Annotated in this window: 1 pseudogene; it reads left to right on the top strand. The window is 66.7% G+C overall.

What is annotated here, in order from left to right:
* Positions 1-381: pseudogene (gene mexV, locus HFC70_RS26715) on the top strand (multidrug efflux RND transporter periplasmic adaptor subunit MexV); the annotation flags it as partial.

Genomic DNA, 381 nt, shown 5'->3' on the forward strand with positions numbered 1-381 from the left:
CTGCAGGTCCGCGCTGCCCTGGAGAACCCGGACGGCAAGCTGCTGCCGGGCATGTTCGCCAACCTCGAGGTGATGTTGCCTGGCGAGGAACAACGCGTCGTGGTCCCGGAGACGGCGATCACCTTCACCCTCTACGGCGACTCGATCTACGTCGTCGGGCAGAAGAAGGACGAGCAGGGCCAGGTGTCGAAGGATGACAAGGGCCAGCCGCAACAGGTCGTCGAGCGCCGCTTCGTCAGGATCGGCGAACGCCGCGAAGGCCTGGCGGTGGTGCTCGAAGGCCTTGAGGGCGGCGAGCAGGTAGTGACTTCCGGGCAACTGAAGCTCGACAACGGCGCCGCGGTGGCCATCGTCGCCGAGCGGGACCTCCAGCAAGAGCAC

It is taken from the genome of Agrobacterium sp. a22-2, from assembly GCF_012276985.1.
Classification (GTDB): domain Bacteria; phylum Pseudomonadota; class Alphaproteobacteria; order Rhizobiales; family Rhizobiaceae; genus Allorhizobium.